Below are 18,587 nucleotides of genomic sequence, written 5' to 3'. Positions count from 1 at the left end.
AATTTAATTACTCATAATTTTTTGCTATAGGCGTTCGTGAATGCAAAGCATTTTATCTATGTTTGTTTTGTTACGTTTTTGATCCGTAATTAATAAAACCGATATCCATCGGTCTTATAAAACTAGATATCATGCATTTGCCAGCTGCCCATACAGAAATAGAGTGTCTTCACGAGTTGCGTGAGGGCAATCAGCAGGCGTTTACTTATTTTTACGAGACATTCAAACTACCTATATATCGGAAACTTTTGACTATGGTCCGTATAGAAACCATAGCGGAGGAACTCACACAGGATGTGTTTGTCCGGCTATGGGACAAAAGGACGTTAATTGATCCGCAGCAGCCTTTCAAGTCGTATTTGTATCGTATTGCACAGCATATTTTATATGATTTCTATCGGAAAGTTGCCCGTGACGAGCGCCTGCAGCGGGAGCTTAAGCTCTTCAATACAAGTTCCTATGACCCGATCAGCGAGGGAGTTTTTCTAAAAGAAACCCAAAGTATCCTCAACCAGGCTATTGCCTGTCTTTCAGAGCAGCAAAGCCAGATTTTCACCCTTTGTCGGATGGAGGGGAAAAGTTATAAAGAAGTGAGTGAGATGCTTGGAATCTCTGTACACACCGTCAGCACACACATGACCCGAGCCTCAAAGAGGGTACAGGAATTTATGCTCAAAAACCAACATCTGATCTGGATCGGAATCCTTCTTACCCATAGTTTTGAAAAAAATATTTTGAACTGATGTAGTGATTCTTTTTATTACAAACGTATTGGTATATAAAGCCTGAATTTGGTGATATCCTAAGCGTACAACGTATTGAAAAAGAAAAGCTATATCCGGTCTATTTTTGACAGATTTGTCAAAGGCTCAAATTCATCCGAAGAATTGGATGATCTATTTCGTTATTTCGGCGAAGGTCCCGAGCAAGAGGTAAGGGAAATCATATCCGAAGAACTGGAGAAACCTGTAGATAATTCGGCGATAACGGCTTCTGAACAAGAAGCTTTGAATCGGATCGATCGACAGGTTTACGATCACGTGCGCGATAATCCTCACCCTGCCGAACGGCCTACTGTTCCTTTATTAAAACGGAAATTGATTTACCGCCGGGCTGTTGCAGCGGCAGTCATCCTGATGGGAATATGGGGCGCATATAGTCTATACACAATTGCTTTCGTAGAAACAGAGCCTCATCAGATCGCTCAAGCCTCCTATGATCAGGAGCCCGGAGGCAATCGGGCTACACTGACGTTGGCCGATGGCCGTACCGTGATATTGAGCAAGGAGGAAGACGCGATAATCGTGAATGCTGATGAAGTTACTTATGGTGGTGGGCATACTGTCGCAGGACTTGATGGCCACAAAGGGGAGAGGCTGAATATATTACAAACTCCCCGCGGAGGTCAATATCGTATTATTCTGCCTGATGGTACAAAAGTGTGGCTGAATGCTGCTTCATCTCTCCGCTACCCGAGTCGATTTGTAGGGTCAGAGAGAAGGGTGGAGCTTGATGGCGAAGGGTATTTTGAGGTGGTACACAATGGGAAACAAAAATTTAAAGTTGTTAGCAATGGGCAAGAGGTAGAGGTGTTGGGTACACGATTTAATGTGAATGCTTATTCGGATGAACCCCATATCCGAACGACGTTGATCGAGGGGGCGGTATCTGTTGCTTCCTTGAGCGGAAAACAGGCCGTACAATTGGTTCCCGGCCAGCAATCTAAATTTGGAAAAGATATTCTCGAAGTAGATGAAGTGGATATAGAGGCAGTTGTTGCTTGGAAAGACAATGACTTTATGTTCAGGGGACAAAATCTAAACACCATCATGCGACAATTGGCGCGCTGGTATGATGTGGAGATACGTTATGCTCCGGATGCACCAATTCATCTGAAGTTGGGCGGGTCTGTCTCAAGGGATAATCGACTGTCCAGTGTGCTGAAAGCCATGGCTTCCACAAATAGTGTTCGGTTTGATTTTGACGGGAAGACAATATGGGTAAAGTCTACAAATTAAAAACCTATATCATGAAGAAACAGCGAGCTCCGTGATGAATGAAGGTTCCAAATAAACCAGAAGTGCTGGTAACACTTCCGGTTCAGTTTTGGAATACGTCGAAAACAATTGTACGCACAATTTATTAACTCATTATCCCATTCAAATGTATAAATTTTTTACCACAATAAATAAGGGACGGTATTGCCCTTACCCCATTGGAAAGATACTATTAATTATGAAACTAACCGTGTTTCTCTTAACTATCGGCTTCATGCACCTGCATGCTGCAAGTTTTGCACAGCGGATATCTATCAAGGCAAATAATGTTTCGCTGGAACAGGTGTTTGGAGAAATCAAAAAACAAACGAGGTATGATTTCGTGTATGAGGAAGCGCTGATCAAAAGGATAGCACCAATAAATGTCAATATTCAAAACCTTGGCCTAGAAGCCGCACTCCAACAGATTTTACAGGACAAAGCATTAGACTATAGTGTTACAGACAAGATCGTAACCATCAAGCATCAGTTAGCCAGTAAAAAAACTGATGTGCTACCGGCTGTCCAGCCCGCTATAACCGTAAGAGGTAAGGTCACCGACGACAAAGGCAATCCGTTGCCCGGTACATTGATTCAAGAGAAGGGAAAAGGTGGAAAAGCTGTTAGTGAGGTAGGTGGGAATTATATGATTACGGTGCCATCGTTGGAAGCCGTATTGATTTTTTCTTTTATTGGATTTCAAAGTCAAGAAATACGAGTCGGTGAGCAGCGGACAATTGACATCAAGATGGTTCCGGCTGAAAGAGACTTAGATCAAGTGGTTGTGATCGGGTACGGTACCGTGGCGAAGAAAGATCTGACCGGAGCAGTGGGAACTGCGGATATTAAGGAAATGGAGAAGGCACCCGTGGTGAACTTTGACCAAGCATTAGCGGGTCGTGTCGCTGGTGTGCAGGTTTCGAATAACGACGGTCAGCCTGGCCAGGAAGCTAATATCGTTATCCGTGGAGGGAATTCGCTGACCCAAAGCACGGCTCCGCTATATGTTGTGGATGGTTTTCCCATGGAGGATTTCAGTAGTTCCGCATTAAGTAATTTTGATATTGCATCGATTTCCGTATTAAAAGATGCTTCGGCTACCGCGATCTACGGATCAAGAGGTGCAAATGGGGTCATTGTAATCGAAACCAAGAAAGGGCAGGCCGGTAAGCCGACAGTGGATTTTTCGGCTTCTTTTGGAGCACAGCGTGTCATGAAGAAAATGGATATGATGTCGGGGTACGAATTTGTAAAGTATCAGAGTGAAATCTATCCCACTTTGGCAGAGCGGTATTATCTGGATAACGTAGGAAAGGAGCTTGAAGACTATCGCGGGGTAAAAGAACTGGATTTACAAGACCGGCTGTTTAGAACCGCTCCGATAAGTATATATAATATAGCTCTTCGAGGGGGAAACACAAGCACTCGGTATGCGGTTTCTGGAAGTTTGTTTGATCAACAGGGGGTTATTGTCAACTCCTCGAATAAACGTTACCAGGGGCGGTTATCTTTGAATCAGACGATTTCAGATAAGTTAAAGGCTGGTTTCGTAATCGGTATGGCTAAAAATACAGTTGACGGGACGCCGGTACGGACCGGGACGTCGACGGCAACGAGCTATACGCTGTATAGAACTTGGGGATTTCGCCCAGTTACCGGTACAGGGGTGGATTTGGGCGACCTTCTGGTCGATCCTGAATCGGAAGGACTCAATTTGATGGTCAATCCGGTCATCAGTTTGGAAAACGAAGTGTATTTAAATACGTATTCCGATTTGAATATCAACGCTTTTATCTCGTATGAAATGCTGAAAGGATTAACGCTTCGGGTTTCAGGAGGTACGAATAGCCGTACAAACCCCTATAAGTATTTCTATAATTCGCAGACATATCGAGGTAATCCAATCAATCCAAGCAACTTCAGAGGACAGTATGGAGGTATAATCAATCGATCAGCGAGTGGATGGGTAAATGAAAATACGTTGACCTATAGAAAGTATATCAATAAAAACCATGTCTTTGATATCATGGGCGGGTTTACGATGCAGCGACGGGACAGTGACAGTTTTGGCTTTGAAGCAGATAATATACCCAACGAAGAATTGCTGTTTAGTTCGCTGGGAGGTGGAACACCTTACCGTAATACCTCTACGCAGACGTATCATACTTTAGCGTCGTTTTTAGCACGGGGAAATTATACCTTGATGACAAAATATATGTTCACGGCTTCTATGCGGGCGGATGGCTCATCGAAATTTATCGATAAAAACCGTTGGGGATATTTTCCCGCAGGCGCATTTGCCTGGCGGATGAAAAATGAAGAATTTTTGAAAGATATTTCTGTTATTTCGGATGCGAAGTTGAGGTTGGGCTATGGTGTAACTGGAAATAATAGGGTACGTGATTTTGATCGTGCGCCCGGATTGGTCTATACGGATTGGAACGCGGGCTATTCTTTTGGGAATACTGTTCCTGACAAAGGGCTGATTATGGAGTCAATGGGCAACAGATCGCTGAAGTGGGAGTCGACGGTGCAGTCGAATATAGGCTTGGATTTGGGATTGTGGGAAGATAGATTGCAGTTGACGGTTGATCTATACAAAAAGAACACGAAGGATCTTCTGCTTTTGGCTAATCTTCCCCGGACAACAGGCTTTATTAGAGAGTATAGAAATATCGGAGAAATTGAGAATAAAGGGTTGGAAATTACGCTGAACACAATCAATATCAAGAAGAAAGATTTTTCATGGGAGACTAATTTTAATATCGCATTCAACCGCAATAAAATTATTTCACTGGCTGAAAATGAAAGCAACTTTTTGAGCACGGTCGGTTTTGACAGTAATTTCACATCTTCTTCTCCCTATATCGCTATGGTCAATTATCCAGCGGCTTTGTATTATGGATACATTTGGGATGGAAACTATCAATATAGTGATTTTGACGAGGTATCTCCCGGAAACTTTGTTTTAAAACCTACCGTGACTACGAATGGTAGCTCGGCGGATAAAATACAGCCTGGAGATATCAAGTATAAGGATATCAATGGAGATATGGTGGTGGATGATAATGACTTGGCGGTAATCGGTAACCCCGAACCGATCCACATTGGAGGTATCAATAATGTGTTTAACTATAAGTCTTTCTCGTTAAGCGCTTTCTTCCAATGGTCGTATGGGAATGATAATCTGAACGCCAATCGTTTGATTTTTGAGGGGAATGGTTTATTTCGACCTTTGTTAAACCAATATGCAACTTATGAGAACAGGTGGACACCGGATAATCAGAATAATGAGTTGTATCGCTCGGGAGGGCATGGTCCTTTTGGGGCCTACTCATCGCGGGTGATTGAAGACGGTTCTTATATCCGGTTGAAAACATTATCGTTTTCGTATACACTGCCGGAAAGTCTTTCGGCCAAGGTATATGCCTCCAATTTGGCGGTTACATTTTCGGGGCAGAACTTAATAACGTGGACGAACTATTCGGGTTTGGATCCTGAAGTCTCTACGCGACATTCTGCATTGACTCCTGGATTTGATTATTCACCTTACCCTATGGCACGCACATTTGTTTTCGGTATCACCGCTAAATTTTAAGTAACATGGAAAAAATTAAAATCTATATTTCTACAGTAATATTTGTCAGTTTATTGGTTTCCTGCGGCAAATTTTTAGATACGATGCCATTAGACAAGATGGATCCGGAAGCCGTATTTGATAAGGAATCGCAAATTTATGCCGCTTTGGTTGCCGCTTACGATCCTTTGGGAAGGGGCTCGGTATATGGATATACGATACAGGTTCGAATGGCAACCGAGGCTGATGAAGGGTTCAATTATAGTAGCAGCCGGACGACGGGCCCACAAGTCTATAATTTGACTTCTTCAGATCCAGACGTGTTAGCGATGTGGACGACCCTATATGAGGGGATCTCCCGGGCCAACTTGGTACTGGAGAATGTCGATAGACCGGTGATGGATGAGACCAGACGAAAATACATAAAAGGTGAAGCCTTGTTTCTAAGGGCGTATTATTATTTTCTATTGGTGAGCAATTGGGGCGATGTACCCTTGATTTTGAATACGGTAACTTCGGTAGAAGGCAATGCTATCGAGCGGACGCCCGCCAATTTGGTATATGAGCAGATCACCAGTGATATGAAACAAGCCGAAGAGCTGGTCATGCCAATAGAGGAATACGACGGCGCTGGTCGGGTAACGAAATCTGCTGTTCGTGGTGTTTTAGCGCGGGTGTACCTGTATTGGGCGGGATACCCGCTAATGAAGACCGAAAAGTATGAAGATGCGAGGTCCTGGGCGAAAAAGGTGATAGACGACACGGAAGCAGGTCATCGATTAAATCCTTCTTATGATCAGGTATTTATAAACTATGCCCAGGACAAATATGATAACAAGGAAAGTATCTGGGAAGTGGAATTTGCAGTGACAGGTATTTATGAACATGGGCAAGTAGGGTCTTGGCTTGGGATACGTTCGACGAACCCAGATATAGGTACGGCTTATGGTTTTAATGCCACTACTCATACCTTATATGATCGGTATAAAGCGGGGGATTTACGACGAGATCGAGCTATTGCTCCGTTTTATTATAATGAGGATGGTGACAAGATTTTCTTTTTATCCACAGTGACATCACGGCGGTATCCGGGAAAGTGGAGAAGAGAAGAAGAAACAGCGTTGCCCAAGTTAAATCAAAATACACCACAAAATTATCCGCTTCTACGTTACTCAGATGTCTTACTCATGTTTGCGGAAGCAGATTATCAGGTGAATAATCAAAGCCCCACGAATGACGCTTATGTAGCCTTAAATGACGTAAGACGAAGAGGTTACGGTAAATATCTGAACGGAGGAGGTGAGATTTCGGAAAGCATTAAATCTATCCATATCGTGAATGGTGGCACAGGCTATACAAGTAATCCGACAATAACGATAACTGGAGGTGGTGGAGAGGGGGCGACAGCCACGGCTACGCAAGTCGATGGCGAGATAACCACCATAACCATCACTAATCCGGGACGAAAGTTTACCTCTTTGCCGGTAATAACAGTAACTGGAGGAGGAGGGACGGGAGCCGTTTTATCTCCGGAGTTGACTTTGCCTGATGATGCTGATTTGAAAAATATCAATGATGATGACTTTATGGAAGCTTTGCAAGAAGAAAGGTCCAGAGAGTTATGTTTCGAGGGCTTGCGAAAATATGACCTCATTCGTTGGGGACTGTTGGAGACCAAATTGAAGGAGGTGGGCGCTTGGATAAAGGCTCATGAACAAGAAGCGTACAAATACGTCTCTTTGAGTTTTGACAATTTTGACAAATCCAAACATACGCTTTTACCAATTCCTCAAAATGATATCTCACTAAATGGTTTATTAACACAAAACCCAGGGTATTAAAAAACAGATTTATTCAAATGAAAAATATTATATTACTATTTGTGACAGCAGTTATCGTTATCACATCGTCCTGTGACAACGATATAGAAGTGATGTCGCCTACATTCGATGCCAAAACGGAGAAACTATCCTATAATGTTGACGATACGGTTCATTTTATTTTCTCGGGTGATGCAGCATACGTCACGTATTATTCGGGCGATAAAGGTCAGGAATATAGGCATAGATTTAGAACGCAGGTCGACGGCGCAAAACCGATCCTCAACTTTACGAGCCGTGGTCGCTTTGGACCACCAGAGAGGAACCTAAGCCTTTTGATTGCAACAGACTTTGATGGGACAATGAATACAGAGCGTATCCAGGCAGCCGATTGGCAGGATATCTCTGATCGGGCATTCTTCACGATGACGGGACCCGATCATCTTCCTTCGGGAGATGTCGATTTATCCGATTTTATCGACTTCCCGCAGATCCACCTGGCTTTTAAATATGTGGGTATAGGGCACACTAGTCAGGCGCAAAAAACCTGGACAATTATGGATTTCGTATTGAATACCTATGATGAAGATAATGTCGCGTATCCTATTGTCGGAGATATGTCCCAAGCCGGATGGTTGCAGCATAGTGTGGAGGGAGATGCTAGGAAATGGCGTATACAGCCTAATGAATTGTGGCTGGGCGCTAATGCGAATGAAGATTCAAACGAAGACTGGGTTATTACGAAGGCTTTAAATCTAGCGTCGATAGCTCCGGATAAAGGTATTGCCCTCAAAACATTGACCGGTACGATAGAGCCGCTGTATCACATTTATACCGAACCGGGAGAATATACGGTGACATTCGTGGCAAAGAATCAAAGCGTGTATGGTGAGCAAGAGATTATCCGGGAAATCCATTTAACAATTGAGGAGGAATAAGTGTGGAGAAAATAACTTTATGTTTTTTATTTACCGCTTTTCTATTTGTATCATACGGGCAGTCTAGCATCGAATCGCGATTAGGTCCTAATGTGATGGAAAATGGAAGTTTTGAAAAGGGCGATAGTGATTGGAAACTCGTGCGGGGTGCGACGCTTGATACGACGAACGGATATCAATCGGGTTCCTCACTGTATATTCATAACGATGATACACAGAAGAAATCTCCGGGAGCTTCCCAACAGCTTGAGATCGCACCGGGATCTTCTGTCTATTTTACAGCCAAGGTCAGAGGGCGCAATCTGTCGGCAGATGTCGAAAAGAAATCTTCTAACGGGGCTCGAATATACATCCAGGCCTATGATGAATTTGATAAATTGATCGGCGGAAGATACCCGAAATTATCCGGGCTTGGTACGTTCGATTGGAAAGAGCTTTCCGGCGAATATACCGTACCGATTAATGCAGCCTATGTGTCGATAGGTGTTGGCCTATATGGTGGGGTGGCTGGGGAAGCTTGGTTTGATGATATTTCTTTACGTCTGGAAAAACCACAATTTATTGAAGCTTTCTTGATGAAACCGCATTATCGTGGGATGATACAGGAAGCCGGTGAACAGGTTTTTAGCGAGCGAATTGTCATCAACCGAGCCTATTATGACGACAACCCAGCAGAAATAGAAGTAAGCTACGACCTCAAAAATGTAGTCAACAAAACGATAGAGAAGTTCCGTTTTAAACTACCGGCTTCGGCTGTGGATACGGTTTTAACTTTTGCGCCAAAGCGAAAGCTTGGGGAAGGGGATTATACATTGACGGGGGGCTATAGCAGCCGGGTAGCCAACACTTCTTTTTCAAGAACACATAAGATAGAGGTCGTCAGAAGTTGGCCAGCTGTCTATATTGACAAAGAGGGATATACCATCAAGGGTGGGAAAAGAATATTCCCGTTTGGATTTTATATCGGCCATCCGGATGATGAGCATTTAGATAGAATTAAGAAGGCTGGATTTAACACGATCCTATCGTACGGTTATGGACATAACACGAAGTATGAGGAATATTTGGATAAAGCAGCGAAGTACGATCTGAATGTTATTTATTCTATTAAAGATTTCTACGAAGGACGTCCATTAAAGTTAGGCAAAAGAAAACCCTTGGATGTGGCGAGAGACTATGTCAATACTATCAAACATAAACCAGCGCTGTTGGCATGGTATACGGTAGACGAATTGTTGCCCGAATGGATACCCAAGATAGAGGAGCTGTATGAAGAGGTGAGAAAAATAGATCCCCATCATCCGACATTGCAAGTACACTATTACGATGGCTACAGAATGTTGGAGAAGTATTATTATAATGGGGATATTATTGCAACGGATCCGTATCCGGTAGGAAGGGCGGATCTGGCTTTAACCTCAACTCGTGTAAAAGCAGGGCTTAAAGCTACGCACAATACCCGGGGACATTGGGCTGTGTTGCAGTCGATGGACTGGGCGGTATATCAAAAAGAAAGAAAACCCAATCCACCTGACCTGGATGAGCTGAGAAACCAATGTTATCAAGCCCTTATCCACGGAGCTAAAGGAATTCTGTTCTATTCATATTATGACCTTTTTCAAGAACGGTGGCCTCGGCAGAAGGAATTAAATTATGATAATTTCAACAAGCTATGGCCAGACATCGTGACAATGTCGGAAGAGATTACGGCGTTATTTCCAATGCTTTTACATGGTAAAGCATGTTCTGTAGAGGTGTTAGAGCGGAATGGCATAGAAATAAGTTGTATCGAATATGAAGGGAGGCATCATCTCTTAATCGCAAACCCATTTTACGAAGAACGGGAAATCAGCGTCAGATTGCCTGCAGGTATGGCGATAACGCAAAGTGTGCAAGGACAGATCGCTTCTACGATAGAAGGAGAAACCCTCAAATTACGTCTGCCAAGTATAGGAAGTGGGATATTTACTATAAAATAGATAAAGAAGAAATTATGATGAAGGTTTTGTGTTTATTGGTTCTATGCGCATGGATCCAGATAGGCTTGGGTTGTCCGATTATCCCTTATCCGCAAAAATGTGAGGTCACGGATGATGTTTTTGTATTAAATGATCATACACAGATAGCGGGGATTGGAACAGATATGGGGGCATCGTTGCAATCCAAATTATTTCAATTGACAGGTATCACAGCTCAAGAAGGTAACTCTACTGGCGCTAATACTATTCGTGTGGTTTTGGAACACGCGTCGAAATTGCCAAATGAGGCCTATACAATTGATATTAAAAATGGCGGCATTACAATTAAAGCAAGTCATGAAGCCGGGCTCTTTTATGGCATAAACTCTTTTCTTCAAATCGCGTCTGCTGCGGAGAAAAACGGTTTCCGGTTGAAGGGCGTAAGGATCGCTGATGAGCCTCGTTTTGGATGGAGAGGCATTATGATCGATGAATCCAGACATTTCTTTGGTAAAGATAAAATCAAACAGATTTTGGATTGGATGGCTTTTTATAAGCTCAATCGGCTACACTGGCATTTGACAGATTCGCAGGGGTGGCGGATCGCGATTAAGAAATATCCGAAATTAGCGCTCGTCGGTGGCATTGGGAATTTTTCCGATCCCTTTGCACCGGTAACCTATTATTCGCAAAAAGATATCCTCGAAATCGTGGCTTATGGGAAAGCACGCTTTATTGAAATTGTCCCCGAGATCGATATGCCGGGTCATGCGGCTGCGGCTGTTAGGGCTTATCCGGAATTTAGTGGTGGTGGTTCGAAGGCGCATCCGGACTTTACATTCAATCCTGGGAAAGAAGAAACGTATAGTTTTCTGTCGGATATTCTGCGGGAAGTAGATGCGCTATTCCCCTCTCAAATGATCCATATCGGAGGTGATGAGGTACACTATGGTAACGAAAAATGGACTGAATTGCCAGAGGTTGCGTCATTGATGAAAGAAAATGGATTGAAAGACCTGAAAGAGGTAGAATTGTATTTTTTTCAGCGAATGGCAGACTCGATAAAAAATTTAAACAATCGAGTATTGGGCTGGGACGAAGTGGTAAGCAATGACACGGACGTCAACCCTATCGTGTTTTGGTGGAGGCATACAAGACCCGAACAGCTTCGGACAGCACTCGATAAAAAAATGGATATCGTCATGTGCCCTCGGGCTCCCATGTATTTTGATTATGTGCAAGATTCGCTTCAAATGTATGGTCCTGATTATAAACGTTTTGGTGTAAACTCGGTGGAGAGAATATATGATTTTTCACCGGAAGTATATCATGTGAGTCCCGAGGAAATGAAGCATATATTAGGCATTCAGGGAAATGTATGGACGGAGCGGATCAAGTCTGCACAACGACTGGATTATATGCTTTTTCCTCGGATAGCTGCGTTGGCAGAGGCGTGTTGGACACAGGTTGCTAACAAAGATTTCGATACGTTCAAAGACAGGGTGCAAATGCATTATCTGCTATACGAAAAAGATAACGTCTATTACTTCGATTTCCTCGATTTTAGAAGGCGAAGTGAGCCGATGAAATAATACTGGTAAAACTAAATATTAACAATCTTTTATTAAACTTTTAATATTATGAAACCGAAAGTAAATATCATTTTTTTGCTTTTAGCTTTGGCTATGGGCTCTTTATTCTTCTCCTGTAAAAAAGCTGTACCCGAGAAGGAAGATAAGGTTGTAGAAACTCCGACCGAGGAAGAGGTCAAGACTAAATTTGCGCTTTATGACGCTATGGCTTATCCTGGAAAACCTGATTTAATGGCAGAGGGGTTACTACCCGTTTATTTGATGTATGAAACTGCACTTACGAAAACGGATCCGTCGGATGCGAATAGGGTCGTTCTGGATATGGATAAAATTAATATTCAAGCCGAGTTGGCTGCTGAATTTCCTCATGTCATGGTGTCGACAGATATTGAAGATTGGTTTGGTGCCAGTAGTATTGATGAGCAAGAGATGTATGATCGGTTTAATACAATGTTTGATGTTTTTAGAGCGAAAAATACAATCGTGAAAATTGGCAATTATGCGATAGCCACTTCCGCACTTTGTGTCTATCGTTATTACAATAAAGATAAATGGGATGACGCGACAATTATTGAAAATTGGAAAGAGTATAATGTAAAGCGCTGGAAGACCGTTGGGGTGTCCGATGTAATTATGCCTGTAGCGTATATTGCAGAGCCTGATATTGAATCTTGGATTAGAGATTTAGACATTACTGTCAAAGAGATACGAAAGCACAATGCCGATAAAAAGATCGTTGTATATATCTGGCCGCAATACTACGATAAACCCGATAGTCCTTACAAGCGGGAAGTGATTAGTCCTGAAATTTGGGGACAATTATTAGAGGCGGTGTATGAAAGATGTGACGGTGCTATTATCTGGTCTGGCAAAACAGATGGAGAAGAAAATACGTTACATTGGAATGATGCTCGTATCCAGGCGATCTGGAATGAAACAAAAAATTTTATAACTGCACATCAAGCAGATTTGTCACAACCCAAGGCGGAGCCGGAACGGATTATTATGGATAATCCGAATAAAGCATTCAAAATATTCTCTTCTATAAACTATCCCGGTACGCCAAACCTTATTTCCTACGGTCTTCATCCTATTCGGTTGGTGAAAGAAGCAGATATCAGTGCTGGCATTTCAGGTGGGATACAGGTGCCTGACCTTGGGAAAGTGGAGGCTTTGGCACAGGAGATGAAGCGAAGTCCGCATATTCCAGTGTGTATTACCGGTGGAACTTGGATTGGTGATCGCTCGAGAGACCCAGCGGCGATGATCTCCCGCTACGAAACAGTTAAAAATACATTTCGAAGTAAGAACACGGAGAGTGAGCTCGGCTTTGCTTTTGTTGCTCCTACCAGTTTGAGTGGCCTGCGTGTGACCAATGGTAATTTTTATGTCAATACAGCCGGTTGGATGCAAAGCGCTGTCATACCCACCCGTCCGTTGCGCGAATATGCGGACTATTTGGTTCCTGCATCCTATATTGTAGATGATGAGATCGCCTTATGGAAAAAGGAGTTTTATCTGACGATAAAAGAAGCGAAACGTAATAATCCCAATAAACCAGTCTATGCATATTTCTACACCGATTATTTTAATCAGGCTGTGAATTTTGTGGATTATTATAAACCGATTAAAGAATCTACATGGGAAATCATGTTGGAAGCAGCTTTCAAAATGTGCGATGGTGTGGTCATGAGCAGTATCGGTAACACGGCATGGAGTGAAAATCATGGATTTTGGTTAGCTACCAAGCGATTTGTTGAAAAATATAAAGGCAATATAGTCTTTCCTGAAGTGGTTGAAATACCGACCGATCCAGAAGAGTGGCATGTGCCGGGCAACGTTATACAAAACGGCAGTTTTGAAGAAGCTGTGGAGCCGGTGGCATTGACAGAATCAGTCTATGAGGTGGTATATCCCGCGCTATTAAATTGTCAGGGCTTTTTTGATGCTACGTCACGGACTACGAGTCCCACGGCACCGGCTACGCCGATTGATCAATACGTGTGGTTTGAGCGCGGTACCACCCAGAGTCAATGCCGAATATATGTTGACAATGCGAAGGCACATTCAGGAACCAATTCGATAGTGCTTCATAATATCGGTGGAAGTACATCTAATGCGACGGCCAATAACTGGTTCTATCATAATCTCGCACAAAGAATATCGCTAGATGATACAAAAAAATACAAGCTCACGTTTTATGCGCAAAGGGATTTTCAATATCGGGGTATCGATAACACGGCGAATAGTCTGCAGGTGGGGATTATATCTTCCACAGGAGCGGCACCACAGACTAACTCTACTTATTCGGTAGAGGTACCTCTGGTACAAAACGAGGATTGGAGCGAGTTTTCTATTGTTCTGGACTTACCGGCTATTATTGCCTCTAATCCGGGGAAAAGTTTTGAGACCAGTGCGGTTTTTATCGCTTTGCAGACTGGGTGGGATGCGGCGAATGGTAAAACGTTGCAATCGATCGTGCATTTAGATGATATTAGTCTGGTAGCAGTCGAATAAAGGAATAGTAACTTTATTCTTAGTTTAAATTTATCAGCCCCTACGTCTGCGAAAGCAGGCGTAGGGGCTGATAAATTTAGGGCAGCGACTTGTAATTTGTATTGGATTTTTAAAAATAATGCGTAACTTCGTGTACGTACCCCCTATTTTAAACCTGAGGCGTGATTAGAGTACATCAAGATATAGAACATGCTATTCGTATAGGCGCATTGAAAAGAGGCGAGGAAGCTGCTTTAAAGCAACTTTTTGATCATTATTCCGATGCGGTTTATCACGTGGCTTATAGTGTTCTCAAAGATCCGTTTGAAAGCGAGGAAATTGTACAGGATGTATTTATCAAAGTGTGGAATGCCCGTTCCGAATTAGATGAATCGGGCAATATCTGGACTTTCATATATGTTATCGCCAAGCGACTATCCTTAAATAGACTTCGGGATTTACAAGTACAGCTAAAGAGACGAACAGCTTTAGCCCAGACAGCGATCGAGCAAAGCGGAAGCTATGATCAGGGTACACTTATCCATGAAATTTTGGATTTAGAAAACGCGGTCCTTGAAAAGTTGCCTGAACAGCAGAGAAGGGCTTACCTGTTGAGTCGGCAGGAGGGCTTGAATCACAAAGAGATCGCACAGCAGATGAATATTGCGCCCAATACGGTTAAAAATCATATTGTCCAGGCTCTAAAAACCTTTAGAAAGCACTTTCAACGTTTTGGTTACCCGTTACTTTTGTTGTTTTTATTAGGCTGATTTTAATTTATTTCAATTCGGACTAGTCCTACCTTTTATTTTTCGGGTTCTTTATATAAAGAGGCGCAAAAGCGATATGCTTTAGATTGGGGGTAATATCGCCTTCCTCCGAAAATATAAACTTAAATGGACAAAGTAAGATTAAAATATTTACTGGAAAAGCATATTGCCGACACCATTTCTCCGGTGGAACTGGATGAGTTGTTTGCCTTGTTAGAGACGATAGATACAGATATTCAGGAGGAAGTGCTTACCGATATTCTGGATAAGAAGCCGCAGATCCATGTCCTGCCAGAAGTTCGAAGACAGGCAGTCTACGACGAGATACGTAAGAACGTCCAGCGTCAACCGATATCTTTTAAAAAGTACATTTCCATTGCGGCCGTATTGGTGGTGGGTATGTCTTCTTTGCTCTGGTTGTGGAAAAAATCAGAACTGACCGAACCTAACGGAGTCGATTTCGCTCAGGAGGCAACTTATAAAGCAGATGATATTTACATCATTCCAGACAGTGTGCCGTTTGTGCAATTGCCCAATGGGGAGATACAATTGTTGGAAGAAAGCCAGTCGAATGTTTTGGCTGAAACGGGTGTAAAGATCAGGGTAGGGGAGAATGGTGAACGGATATACGAAGTACAGCAAATTGCTGATGGACGCATGTCGCAAGCGGAAGATATGGTATTCACGACGCCCAAAGGGCAATCCAGTAAGGTGTTGTTGATTGATGGCACTGAAGTTTGGTTGAATAGCGGGTCTTCACTGACCTATCCGCGTTCTTTTTCGGGTAAAGAACGTCGGGTAAAGTTGACTGGGGAAGGTTATTTTGAGGTTGCGCATAATAAGGAAAAGCCTTTTTATGTAGAAACGGAAAAAGGACCCTTGATCCGGGTCTTAGGAACTTCCTTCAATGTCTCAGCTTATAAAGGAGAGAACAAGACGACGACGACACTGATAACAGGTTTGGTACGGCTGACGGGTGATCATCATAATCTATTATTGAAGCCATCGGAACAAGTCATCGCAAGCCATAACGATCGCATATTTCATAAAAAACAGGTCAACGTGAATGACTTTATCAGCTGGAAAGATGGTTATTTTAGCTTTAATGGACAGTCCGTTCCGGAGATACTGGCGGAAGTCCGACGATGGTATAATATACAGCAGATCGACTATACCTACATGCCGGAAGAAAGATTCACGGGAACATTCAAAAGGACAAAATCGCTTAGGAGCTTACTCTTGAAGCTGGAAAAAATCAGCAATGTAAAATTTGAAATAAAAGAAAGGAGGATCGTCGTTACGAAATAAAACACACGCTATGAGGACTTTCAACATGTAAGAACGTTGCTACCGTTCATAGTTATTAACGTTAGTCTGTATCCAAAATCAATGCAACATGAATTTGTAGAAATGAATAAACTAATCAATGGAATTATGCAAAAACAACAATGGTTTTTTAGATTGATGCTCTTGGGAATGATCTTCCTGTGCAGCCAATGTAAAAAAGAAACAGAGGATACCCAATCACTACCTCCTGCTGGGGATGTGGAGACCTGGGTAGATATGGCCAATGAAGATATCGCTTCACTGAAAGCCATCGTTACAGCCATCGAACAGGAATCGCTTATAGAAAGTGCAGAAACAGTGGGAGAATTAACCCATCTGCATTTTGTAGACGGATCGTCGGCTACAGTCCGCGTGGATTATGCCAGTTATCCAAGCCCACTTGTAGGCGCTCATCTTATTGATGGCGACTATTATTGGACGGTTGTTAATGGAACAGGAACATCTGCCGTAAGGCTTCTCAAAGATAAAGACAGAAAAAATTATCCCGTGGAGGAAGGTCAGGTGCCTAGTATGTTGGTGAATGAAGCAGGTAACTGGGTTGTTAGTTTGGAAGGTGCTGAGGAAGAGTTATTTAATGCTGACGGGGAGCCGTTTCGGGCAATCGGGCGGAAGTCTTTATTCAGCGGAGTAACATTCGATGTGGATAGCAACGCAACCATTACATCCAACGAGACATCAGGCAAATCGTATGTGATACCTCGGGACCGTCCTTTTACGTTTTTAATTGATCGTCCTGAAAATGAAGTGTTGACGATCGCGTCTGGTTTTGCCATTGCGGTTGACTTTCAGCAGGTGGGCATTGAAGAACTTGAATTTGATTTTCCTGAAGCCTGGTCGGCGACCTATGAATTGGATGCCGCACAAAAGACAGGTGTATTATATATCACGTCGCCAATGGGCATAGAACCGGAGTTTGATGAGGAAGGTATCCTTACCGTACGGGCGAAAGATCAATATGGGCGAGAGCTGCAACGGAAAATTCCGGTGAAAGTGGAAGTTGGTGTGGTGAACTATGCGAGTGTGAGCCTGACTGATGTGGCCAGCGGCGTAGACATAACAGGAGCAACCTTCACGTTTACAGAGAGTGCGGAATCGACGAATGTGAAAGATGTCACTGCAGTCAAAGCTGAGGATACATTTCGGCTGATGCTTCCGGATGGGTTTCCGGAGCTGCGGAAGGTTACCTTCGCCACAGCGGGCGGCAGTTTTGACTATTATTTTGCGCCGAATACAATTTTGACAATTGGAGAGCAGAGTCTTTCGATAGCACCTCCGAAGCTGGGGGACTATTGGAAAGGGGGAATGATTGTACATATCGATCAAACTTTACCGCTATCTGGTATTACTGCTTATAAAATAACGGGAAAAGTTATGCATGTGTCTATTCGTGGAACCGGAACGTTGGCTGCCGAGCGGACGCCATGGTATCTTAATGGTAGCACTGACATACTTGGCGCACATAGTGATACCGATGGGAAGGCGAATACCACGGCAATCATCAATGTTTTAGGTGTAGGTTCAAACGATAACTACATCGCACGCTGGGTCATACGTGTGCGTGCCGGTGGCTATGACGACTGGTACCTTGGGGCTATAAGAGATTATCGCTACTTCCATGAGGCATGGGCTCCAAATTCGGGAAGTGATCAAGATCAGATCAATCAAAAAATCGCTGAAATGGGCGGGAATATTGTACTTGGCTCAACGCGACAAACCCAGTTTTGGACATCGACGAATGCGGAAAATACAACAGCAGATCCAGAGAGGGCTAAAACGAGGGCTTATATGTATAGTCCTTTATTGTCTGATCCGATGGCCAATACCGGGTTAAAGACGGCAGGGCTGTATGGAATGGCGTTTAGAGATTTTGATTGATAGTTTTTGTGAGCAGATACTTTTAACAAAAAAGCCAGGGACGTTGCTACCGTTCCTGGCTCTAAAAAGTTAGCTGTAGTTAAAAAAACAATGCAACATGAGTTTTTTACTAAAACAACTTAACAAATGTATAAAAAAACAGACGAATTATACGGCCTGAAAAGGCGGTTATTATTTA

11 protein-coding genes are annotated in these 18,587 nt (G+C 43.1%); all 11 read left to right on the top strand.

Translation table 11 applies throughout. The annotated features are described in order from the left end of the window. Positions 1 to 131: 131 nt before the first annotated feature. The 11 genes from G5B30_RS12100 to G5B30_RS12050 all read left to right on the top strand — a co-directional run bounded on the left by G5B30_RS12100 (position 132) and on the right by G5B30_RS12050 (position 18,409). Positions 132 to 743, top strand: coding sequence for an RNA polymerase sigma factor (locus G5B30_RS12100; protein ID WP_165320264.1), 612 nt, complete (start codon positions 132 to 134; stop codon positions 741 to 743). Between the two features lie 75 nt (positions 744 to 818). After that, on the top strand, positions 819 to 2,018 hold the full coding sequence (locus tag G5B30_RS12095; RefSeq protein ID WP_165320263.1) for a FecR family protein: 1,200 nt from the start codon (positions 819 to 821) through the stop codon (positions 2,016 to 2,018). 217 nt (positions 2,019 to 2,235) lie between these two features. Continuing rightward, positions 2,236 to 5,634 (top strand): TonB-dependent receptor, encoded by a 3,399-nt coding sequence (locus G5B30_RS12090; protein WP_240903198.1) that lies wholly within the window; start codon positions 2,236 to 2,238, stop codon positions 5,632 to 5,634. Positions 5,635 to 5,639: 5 nt separating this feature from the next. Further along, complete coding sequence (locus G5B30_RS12085) at positions 5,640 to 7,454, top strand: RagB/SusD family nutrient uptake outer membrane protein (RefSeq protein WP_165320262.1); 1,815 nt, start codon at positions 5,640 to 5,642, stop codon at positions 7,452 to 7,454. Between the two features lie 17 nt (positions 7,455 to 7,471). Beyond that, positions 7,472 to 8,371: a DUF5017 domain-containing protein gene (locus G5B30_RS12080; RefSeq protein WP_165320261.1), complete on the top strand. Its 900-nt coding sequence runs from the start codon at positions 7,472 to 7,474 to the stop codon at positions 8,369 to 8,371. A gap of 95 nt (positions 8,372 to 8,466) precedes the next feature. Next, a complete protein-coding gene (locus G5B30_RS12075) occupies positions 8,467 to 10,350 on the top strand; it encodes a hypothetical protein (RefSeq protein WP_206367106.1) in 1,884 nt (627 codons plus the stop codon). 14 nt (positions 10,351 to 10,364) lie between these two features. After that, positions 10,365 to 11,921 carry a beta-N-acetylhexosaminidase gene (locus G5B30_RS12070; protein WP_165320259.1) on the top strand — a complete coding sequence of 519 codons (1,557 nt, stop codon included), beginning with the start codon at positions 10,365 to 10,367 and terminating at the stop codon, positions 11,919 to 11,921. A 48-nt stretch (positions 11,922 to 11,969) separates the two neighbouring features. Then, the gene (locus G5B30_RS12065; RefSeq protein WP_165320258.1) at positions 11,970 to 14,438 is read left to right on the top strand and encodes a hypothetical protein; all 2,469 of its coding nucleotides are present in this window, start codon (positions 11,970 to 11,972) and stop codon (positions 14,436 to 14,438) included. Positions 14,439 to 14,599: 161 nt separating this feature from the next. Next, on the top strand, positions 14,600 to 15,187 hold the full coding sequence (locus G5B30_RS12060) for an RNA polymerase sigma factor (RefSeq protein ID WP_165320257.1): 588 nt from the start codon (positions 14,600 to 14,602) through the stop codon (positions 15,185 to 15,187). A gap of 126 nt (positions 15,188 to 15,313) precedes the next feature. Next, entirely contained in the window at positions 15,314 to 16,495 is a 1,182-nt protein-coding gene (locus G5B30_RS12055) for a FecR family protein (protein ID WP_165320256.1), read from the top strand. Between the two features lie 126 nt (positions 16,496 to 16,621). After that, entirely contained in the window at positions 16,622 to 18,409 is a 1,788-nt protein-coding gene (locus G5B30_RS12050; protein WP_165320255.1) for a PL29 family lyase N-terminal domain-containing protein, read from the top strand. Positions 18,410 to 18,587: the final 178 nt, after the last annotated feature.

The organism is Sphingobacterium sp. SGG-5, from assembly GCF_011043525.1.
GTDB lineage: Bacteria > Bacteroidota > Bacteroidia > Sphingobacteriales > Sphingobacteriaceae > Sphingobacterium.
The sequence above is the reverse complement of the archived record's forward strand: the minus strand, read 5'-3'. Positions and strand labels throughout refer to the sequence as shown.